The following is an 8,486-nucleotide window of genomic DNA, read 5'->3' as shown; positions in this document are numbered from 1 at the left end:
CCACACGCTGTGCCTCCCACATCGCTAGTTACTGCCCTACCCAGAACGCGACACCTGTAGGATATCGGCTGTTACCCTCATCATGGGGTTCTATCTTGGGCAGAGCTTCTGTCGTCCTAATCGTTGCGATTGTCATCTATTGATTCCTCCGAACATTGCTGGGACAGGCCAGCTCGGTTTCTTTCATCACGCTGCCACGGCTGGCCTGCAAGCCAGGCGACCGCTTTCGCAAGTATTCCTTGAAGCTTCATTAACTGTCTCTCCTCAGCCGTGACTTCATGACTGTTTTGAATGGGAGCTAGTCCAAGGCGCAAATGAAGCTGATTGCATTGCTTTAATCGCAGAAATCGTTGCATGAATAACGATCAAACTGGGGCTCCAGGCGCAACGCCCGCGTCAAAAAGCTAACGCTGACGACCGGAATCGCACCGATACGCGAGAACCAGGTTGGATCGAGCTGCAGCATTGGCCAGCAGTCAAAATCAATGATCAAAGTCCCCCACGGGTGAAAATCGCATCCGAGGGGATGGAGAGCCGTTCCTTCGTCTGACTCTGAGTGGCTGAACGGCGTCCGAGGTTTTTTTGGGAACTCGCGGCTTTCGAGCAGGGACCTCGCTGCACCGGCGAACAGGCGGTGTGCTCTACCTACAAGGCTGTCGGTGGGTTGTGGGTAAAGGCTAACTCAAGAATATGCCAGATCAGTCGGATCTTGGTGGGTGGGGCCGGGCAACTCCCATGGATGGCGACATGGCGATTTGATACTGATCGATCAGCTTGCGCATCGGAATGAAATGAGCGCTTCATAGTATGGGCGCAAACGACTTGTTTAGCTGCATATTGTGACGTAAAAGTTAATCTTCGAGGGACAGTCATGCTGGCGAAGTTGCAGCACTTCCAGAGTGCACTCGGAGTGTAAGCGCATCTTGTTCCGGTTACTCTGGACGTAGGACCTTCAATGGACGATCTAGACCGACGAATACTTGCCGCGATGCAGCAGAATAATCGGCATTCCTTCGCCGAGCTAGCTGACCTTGTGGGTTCATCGGCGGCGTCCTGCATGCGGCGGGTGAATAAGCTCCGAGCCGACGGCGTGATTATTGCTGACATTTCTCTGATAGAGCCGAAGGCGGTCGGAAAGTCGCTGACCGTGATCGTCAACGTGGAATTGGACCGGGAGCGCCTCGACCTAGTCGATGAATTCAAACGCGCGATGAGGGCCGCGAAGGAGGTCACACAATGTTATATGGTGACAGGCGACGCTGATTTCGTTCTCATCGTTGCGGTGGAGGATGTCGAAGCGTTTGATGTTTTCGTCAAGACCAAGCTCTATACCAATCCCAATGTGCGAAAATTCCGAAGTATGATTGCTCTAGACAGAGTAAAATTCGAGCCTCGCATGCTTGTGTAGGGCAGACGTACCGCACCCCATAGATGAACTTATATAGCAGTGCCGACTGTAGTCAGCTGATTATCAATGTTAGAGCGGTGTATCCTGACCGAGCGTTACCCCATGAGGAACCGGAGTGCGCAGACGAACTGCTGGTACGAGATGAAATTGGAAGGCTGGACATCGTCCAGGCTCAGCCGATCGGGCGATCGGCAAAAATAAAGGCAAAACTTGCGACCGCACAAAGATGGTACTTTTGCGTCATGTCCCTCGATGTACCGGGATTCGGCCGTCCCGGATCTCGTGGCTGAAGGGTGGTTTGCGACCCCAATCCTCTCGGTAGGAGACATTTCTCAAAGCAACCACCAATTGCCGCGACTGGGGGCTTAGTTCAATCCGCAATATCTTTCCGGCTCCGGCGCGCGAGACCCGCGTGCCTGAGACCCGGCTTACTGTCGCCGGCGACACGCCCGTCTGCCTGCGCGTCGAGCCCGGCTGGGCAGCGGCAATCTCGTCCGCAACCTTTGGCGGGATCCGCGCCGGGTTCGTCTTCGTGGGGACGAACGATCCGCGTGCCAGCGGATCCTTTACATCGGGAGCACTCAATCCAGCCCAGTGACCTTCGACGTCATGCCATAAATCCGCGCCGCATGGTCTCTGGAAAGACGGCTTAATAACGCACGCGCCATCTCCTGTCGACGCAAAGCCTAAAGGGAAATCCCTTGGTTGTTCAGTTGTTCATTTGGCCCTCCGAGAATCACTGGAGCTAGACAACCTCAGCTTTCCCGGTAGGGCCAAATGAAATAGCGCCCTGAAAGCTCACAATTAGAGAGCGCTGCCTGAGCTCGACGGGTCGGCTCCGCTCTTATACGATTCGTTATCTAGCCGCTCAACGGCATTCACCATTCCTATGTGGGTGTGGGGATCGTACCCACTAGGGCTGATCTTAAACCCTCTCGCCTCGAGGTGCGCTCGCGCATCGGGCCAAAAATCCAGGTGCATTCGGAGCTTGCCGTCCTTTGGAAAGACGCGGGGCTTCGCAAGTAGATCCGCCATATCTTCGCGAAATCCAAGGCCAATCCTTAAAAACAGCAGATAGGTGAGAGACCCAAGGATCCGCTCGCTCCCAGCGGAACCGATGGCGAGCATAGGTCTACCGGCCATCTCAACGATGAGCGGCGACATTTCGGTGACATCGTGCGTTTGACCTTCAAAGAGCAGATTTGATTTCATTGCATAGCTGTAGCCCAGCGCAGCACCGAACCAAGATGCCTTCGAACCAAACCAAGGGCCGATCGAAGTCGTGAACGACAGGAAGTCGTCGCCGGTAGCGATCGCAAAGTGATTAGTGTTGGTGTCATCAGTCCAACTATCTGGTCCGGGGAAGTACGTAGCGCCTAACTGTTCCCACAATGACTCGACGGGCGCATCAAGTAGACGGATGACGCGGTCTGCGATAGCGATGGCTTCCGACGAAATATCGATGTCGACGGACGGACGCCGGATTTTGGGTTCAAGGGTGCCAACGGCAAAAGGTATCCGATCAAGAAGGAGGATGGTGGATAAGACATAGGCCTCCATCGCACGCGAAAAGTCGCGCAGCGCTTCACGTCGACGGAGTTCCACAGTCACCGCGGCGCCGAGCAGGATCCACGTCCCCCACGTCTCAACTGCACCAGTTGTGAGAAGACGCTGGCGTCGCCCATCGAGATCGAGGTCGAGCATGCGGGGAGTTGGCTGTCGAACGCGGTTTTCGAGAGTTTCCTCAGGGTGCCAAGGTCCGGGATCCCTCGCCCGCAGGGTTTGCCAGAAATCATCCTCACTTTCAGATTCGCCGAGAATCCGAAGGAGGTTTGCTAGTTGCGGGTTTTGGATATGTTTACGAATCTCACCCCTGTTCTCCAGATAAATCGCATTAAGCGATCTGTCCAAAACACCTTCCTGGCTTTCGAGAGCAATCTTCAGCCCCTCTGAGGGAGCAAAGCCTTGTTGGGCGAGCGCGGTAGCCGGTGCGACCAGAGCACTTGCTGGGAGGCGCAAACGGCCGCTGCGTTTTAAGGAATACCAAGCAGCTATGTTACCCGGGACTGGTACAGTCGATTCTGCTGCAAAACGGACTGCGGTGGGGGCATTTAGACTACCTGTCTCACCGGAAACGGAAAAGACGCCCTGCATGCGGCCAAAAGGGCTGCAATTGGCCGGATCCGTCACCCAAGCGCACGCGAGAGCGGCAAGATACATGTCGAAGATGCCGCCGCCATGTTGCCTGATAATGTTTGCTGCGGCCGTGGCTGAGGGTACGGGAGTAGCGATACCGAAGCCTTTGCTGCTGTGGATATGAAAGGGTGTGTCGGAGCTCATGCGGTGTTCCTAACTTTGGCAGTCGTTTTCACATATTGATCTAGTGTGGGAATTCCGAGCATTTCGCTCTCTGGCGTCAACAAGAGTAGGAGTTTGAAGTCTGAGCGATAGTTCGATCGAGCATGACAATTGTATGCTAGCCCGCGATCACCATATCGGGTTGAGCATTGGCTGACGCGGGAGCGCGCACGTGACAAGCGACGGCGCGGCCGTCGGCCATCGACGTCAGCGGCGGCACGTCGATGCGGCAACGGTCGACGGCGAGCGGACAGCGCGGATGGAAGGCGCAGCCCGTCGGCGGATTGATCGGGCTCGGCACCTCGCCTTCTACCGGCGCCTCCAGCCGCGCCCGCGTCGGATCCGGCACCGGAGCTGCTGCTATCAGCGCCTCGGTATAGGGGTGGACCGGCTTGGCGAAGAGTGCCTCGCATGTGGCCAGTTCGACGATGCGACCCAGATACATGACGGCGACGCGATGCCCAATGTGCTCCACGACGCCGAGATCATGCGAGATGAAGACGAAGGCGATGCCCATCTGCTGCTGGAGATCCATCAGCAGATTGAGGATCTGTGCCTGCACGGAAACGTCCAGGGCCGAGACCGCCTCGTCAGCGATGATGAGCGAGGGCTTGAGCGACAGGGCGCGCGCAATGCCGAGCCGCTGGCGCTGGCCCCCCGACAGTTCGGACGGAAGCCTGTGCATGATTTCGGGCCCCAATCCGACCTTCTGCAGAAGGTCTGCGGCGAGCGCCTGGCGCTGACTGCGGCCGAGGCGCTCGAAGTTCTCGACGGGTTCGGTGATGATCTGGGCGGCGGTAAGGCGTGGGTTCAGCGAAGAGTAAGGATCCTGAAAGACCATCTGCATCCGCCGGCGAAACGCCCGAAGCTCGTGCTTCTTGAGCCCCGCAATATCGGTTCCTTCGATAAGCACGCGCCCGTCCGTCGGTTCCATGAGCCGCATCAGAAGCCGTGCGACGGTGGATTTACCGCAGCCGGATTCGCCAACGATGCAAAGTGTCTCGCCTGCTTCGACGGAAAAGGATACAGCCTCCACGGCCCGCACGACCGGGCCATTCTTCTTCAAGATACCCGCACTGAGCGGGAAATGCTTGGTCAGGCTTTCGACTTTCAACAAAGGATCACTCATACGCCCATCACCTCTTCGGCGCGCCAGCAAGCAGCGGCGTGCGCCGGTCCGACATACTTAAGAACGGGTGTCTTTTCCCGGCAAATGTCGATTGCGAACGGACAACGCGGCGCAAAGCTGCACCCGACGATTGGATTGCGCAGGCTCGGCACGATACCGGGTATTTCCGGAAGGCGGCTTTGCTGACCGCGCCGCCGGTCAGGCACAGAGCGCATAAGGGCCTGAGTATAAGGATGCGCAGGCCGCGCGAACAGATCCGTCACAGTCGCTTGCTCGACGATCCGGCCGGCATACATCACGATCACACGTTGGCATGTCTCGGCCACAACGCCCAGATCGTGCGTGATGAACATCACCGCGGTCCCCGTGCGCTCCTTCAGATCAACGATCAGCCGCAGGATCTGCGCCTGGATGGTGACATCGAGTGCAGTCGTTGGCTCGTCAGCGATCAACAGCTCCGGTGAGCAGGCAAGAGCCATGGCGATCATGGCGCGCTGGCGCATACCACCCGACATCTCATGGGGATAGTTGTTGGCGCGACGCTCCGGGTCCGCAATGCGGACGAGGCGAAGCATCTCTTCAGCCTTAGCCATTGCGGCCGCCCGGGAGGCTCCCGTGTGGATCTGCACCGCTTCAGCGATTTGGTGACCGACAGTGTAGACCGGGTTGAGGCTCGTCATCGGATCCTGGAAGATCATGGCGATCTGATCGCCGCGAATCTTTCGCATCTCCCGCTCAGAGAGATCGAGCAGGTCGCGGCCGTGAAAGCGGACCTCGCCGCCGATGGTCCTGGCGGTCAGCTTCGGTAGTAGGCGGAGGATCGACAACGCGGTGACGCTCTTGCCGCATCCGGATTCGCCGACGACGCCGAGCGTCTCGCCTTTCATCACCTGGAAGCTGATGCCGCCAAGCGCGCGGGTAACGCTATCTTCGCCAAAAAAATGCGTCTCCAGGTCTCTGACGTCGAGAAGCACTTCATTGCCCACGTTCTGATGTATCTGCATGTTACTGCCTCCGCTTTGCGCGGGGATCGAACAGATCGCGCAGACCGTCGCCGAGTAGGTTGACGGCTAGAACCGTGATGGCAAGGCAGATGCCGGGGGCGAAGATCGTCAATGGGGAGATGGAGATAAAGAGCCGAGAGCTTGAGATCATGTTGCCCCAGCTGGCAATCTCGGGCGGCACGCCCACGCCGAGGAAGCTCAGCCCGGCCTCTGTCAGAATCGCATCTGCGCAGACGATGGCGCTTTGCACCATAAGAGGCGGAATGGTGCTGGGCAGGATATGCCGCCACAGCACTTTGGGTAGACGCGCACCGCCACAAAGGGAGGCCTCCACATAGGGCCGCTCCCGAACACTCAAAACCACCGAACGGACCAGCCGCGTGACGCTTGGCAGCTGTGGGATCGTGATCGCGACGATGAGAATGCCCAATCCCGGTCCTGTCAGAGAAATAAGGGCGATGGCCAGCAGAATCGTCGGGATCGACATCAAGCCATCCATTATGCGCATGACGATGTTGTCGAACCGGCGATTGTAGCCAGCGATAACACCAATCAGAACCCCGCCCACAGCCGCGCAGGTCGCCGAGAGCAATCCGACCATAAGGGAGATTCGCGCGCCGAAGATTGTTCGGGCAAACACGTCACGGCCCAGATTGTCGGTTCCGAACCACATCTCGACCGAAGGCGGCTGGAGGCGCTTGAACGGGTCCATGTTCACCGGGTCGCCGGCGTAAATGGGCGCGGCGAGCGCCAGAATGATCAGCAGCACGAGGAGTCCACCGCCTATCAGGACCAGCGGGTGCCGTCTTGCCAGACGAGCAAGACCCGATAGTCGGGGATGGGCCCTCGGCAGGGCTTCAATTGATGGAGAGATTAAGGTCATAATCAGTACCGGATGCGAGGATCGATCAAGGTGTAAGAAAGATCGACCGTGAGATTGATAAGGACGTATAAACCCGAAACCAGGATAAGCACGCCTTGTATGATGGGGTAATCGCGGCCGTTGATCGCATCGACCACCAAACGACCGATACCCGGTATATTGAACACGGTTTCCGTGATGACGACGCCAGAGATCAGGCCTGCGAAACTTAAGCCGATCACGGTGAGGATCGGGACGCCGGCATTCTTCAAGGCATGGTGGAAAAGCATGGCATAGGACGAAGCGCCTTTTGCAACAGCCGTTCGCATGTAATCTTCCGACAGAACCTCCAGCATGCTCGCCCGCGCGATCCGGGCGATGAACGCAATGTAGGGAATGCTCAAAGTCACGATCGGCAGGATCAGGTGCACAAACCAGGGCCCGAAGCCTTGATCAATAGGCTTGTATCCTTGGACCGGTAGCCAATGCGTTGTGATAGCGAAGAAGTAGATGAGGAAATAGCCAACGACAAACACCGGGAGAGAAAAGCCAAGCGTCGCGAATGCCGTCAAGATGCGATCAACAAGACCGCCAGCGCGCCACGCGGCCAGGATACCGAAGGAAACCCCAATCGTCACCGAAACGATCATCGTCAGGACCGTCAAGGAAAGGGTAGGCTCGAGCCGCTGCGAGATGAGCTCCAGAACCGGCCGGCCGGCAAAGATCGAGGTGCCGAAATCGCCGCCAAGCATATCCCGCACCCAACGTATGAACTGAACCGGCATGGGCTCGTTCAGTCCGAGCTGCTCGCGGATGCCAGCAATCATCTCAGCCGTAGCCGACTTGCCGGCGATGATGGCTGCCGGGTCGCCAGGCGCCAGCCTGAGAAGCAGGAAAACAAACATCCCGACCATCGCCATCACGGCGACGGTCGAAACCAATCTCCGAAGAATGTAAGCAGCCATTAGACCGCGGCCTTCTGCATGTTCCACAGCGCCGACGGCATCTTTAAGGCCGTTCTAACGGCAAGACTTGTTTTCATGAGGTCGCGTCGAGAGAGTGTCATCTGCAGTTCCCTCTTTTGTTTGTGTTGCAGCCATTCCGCCTTCGACATGTAGTCGATGGCGGCCAAGCGCTGTGGTTTGAATATTCAATATCCGACTTTTGACGAGAATGCAACATATGTATTATAACCTAAAAGATAATTCAAATGGTTCGCCGCGACGTTTGCTTTGCAAGACTGTGGGTCCGCAAGCACCAATGCCGTTCTCGCCATTTATGGACCGATAGCCGAGACGCTAGGCTCTGCAAGTCCGAGGACGATGCAGACAGGAGGAGAGACAAGTGAACTTCATCGTCACAGCTGGCAACAAATGAAAGCGCCCCGCCCACGGTGTCGCCACCGGCTCCGCGAGGTAGCGCTAACCGCGCGGCGCATATACCCACGGCAATCCTCTTGGCGATTGCGGAGCGCTGTAGATGAACTATCGCGCCGCATTGGCGAAATGACAATGCGGCGTCTCTCGCGCTTCGTTCTCAGATATTCGGTCATCGAGCCGTCGTCCACCAGACGGTTACCGCCAGTCGTGAAACGTAGTAGAGGGTCCCGTAAAGTATTGCGTTTGTCTTGGGGTGTTCACGGCTCTGAAACGGAGATGTGATCATGAATCGCTACCAGTTTTGTGCACGAACTTTCGCCTCATGGAACCTCTCTGCCTACCCACA

The 8,486-nt window shown here is 57.3% G+C and carries 7 protein-coding genes; 2 read left to right on the top strand and 5 right to left on the bottom strand.

Annotated elements, in window-relative coordinates; all coding sequences use genetic code 11:
* The first annotated feature begins 955 nt into the window (after positions 1-955).
* A complete protein-coding gene (locus C9413_RS22830) occupies positions 956-1,408 on the top strand; it encodes an Lrp/AsnC family transcriptional regulator (protein WP_040114316.1) in 453 nt (150 codons plus the stop codon).
* A gap of 412 nt (positions 1,409-1,820) precedes the next feature.
* Positions 1,821-2,006, top strand: a complete 186-nt coding sequence (locus tag C9413_RS22825) for a hypothetical protein (RefSeq protein ID WP_133941614.1) — start codon at positions 1,821-1,823, stop codon at positions 2,004-2,006.
* 206 nt (positions 2,007-2,212) lie between these two features.
* On the opposite strand, the gene C9413_RS22820 is transcribed toward C9413_RS22825, so the two are convergent.
* From C9413_RS22820 to C9413_RS22800, 5 genes are all read right to left on the bottom strand, one after another.
* Positions 2,213-3,748: a gamma-glutamyltransferase gene (locus C9413_RS22820; RefSeq protein WP_040114315.1), complete on the bottom strand. Its 1,536-nt coding sequence runs from the start codon at positions 3,746-3,748 to the stop codon at positions 2,213-2,215.
* A gap of 136 nt (positions 3,749-3,884) precedes the next feature.
* A complete protein-coding gene (locus tag C9413_RS22815; protein ID WP_040114314.1) occupies positions 3,885-4,895 on the bottom strand; it encodes a dipeptide ABC transporter ATP-binding protein in 1,011 nt (336 codons plus the stop codon).
* Positions 4,892-5,899, bottom strand: coding sequence for an ABC transporter ATP-binding protein (locus tag C9413_RS22810; protein WP_040114313.1), 1,008 nt, complete (start codon positions 5,897-5,899; stop codon positions 4,892-4,894). Before C9413_RS22810 ends, C9413_RS22815 begins: the two co-directional genes overlap by 4 nt.
* A gap of 1 nt (position 5,900) precedes the next feature.
* Entirely contained in the window at positions 5,901-6,782 is an 882-nt protein-coding gene (locus C9413_RS22805) for an ABC transporter permease (RefSeq protein ID WP_040114312.1), read from the bottom strand.
* A gap of 2 nt (positions 6,783-6,784) precedes the next feature.
* Positions 6,785-7,726: an ABC transporter permease gene (locus tag C9413_RS22800; RefSeq protein ID WP_040114311.1), complete on the bottom strand. Its 942-nt coding sequence runs from the start codon at positions 7,724-7,726 to the stop codon at positions 6,785-6,787.
* Positions 7,727-8,486 lie beyond the last annotated feature (760 nt).

The sequence above is a fragment of the Rhizobium sp. SEMIA 4085 genome, from assembly GCF_013004495.1.
Classification (GTDB): Bacteria; Pseudomonadota; Alphaproteobacteria; order Rhizobiales; family Rhizobiaceae; genus Rhizobium; species Rhizobium gallicum.
The sequence above is the reverse complement of the archived record's forward strand: the minus strand, read 5'-3'. Positions and strand labels throughout refer to the sequence as shown.

Bases quoted from the DNA above. Each gene is read 5' to 3' on its own strand.
- C9413_RS22830 (WP_040114316.1), top strand. From the start codon at position 956: ATGGACGATCTAGACCGACGAATACTTGCCGCGATGCAGCAGAATAAT.
- C9413_RS22820 (WP_040114315.1), bottom strand. From the start codon at position 3,748: ATGAGCTCCGACACACCCTTTCATATCCACAGCAGCAAAGGCTTCGGT.
- C9413_RS22815 (WP_040114314.1), bottom strand. From the start codon at position 4,895: ATGAGTGATCCTTTGTTGAAAGTCGAAAGCCTGACCAAGCATTTCCCG.
- C9413_RS22810 (WP_040114313.1), bottom strand. From the start codon at position 5,899: ATGCAGATACATCAGAACGTGGGCAATGAAGTGCTTCTCGACGTCAGA.
- C9413_RS22805 (WP_040114312.1), bottom strand. From the start codon at position 6,782: ATGACCTTAATCTCTCCATCAATTGAAGCCCTGCCGAGGGCCCATCCC.
- C9413_RS22800 (WP_040114311.1), bottom strand. From the start codon at position 7,726: ATGGCTGCTTACATTCTTCGGAGATTGGTTTCGACCGTCGCCGTGATG.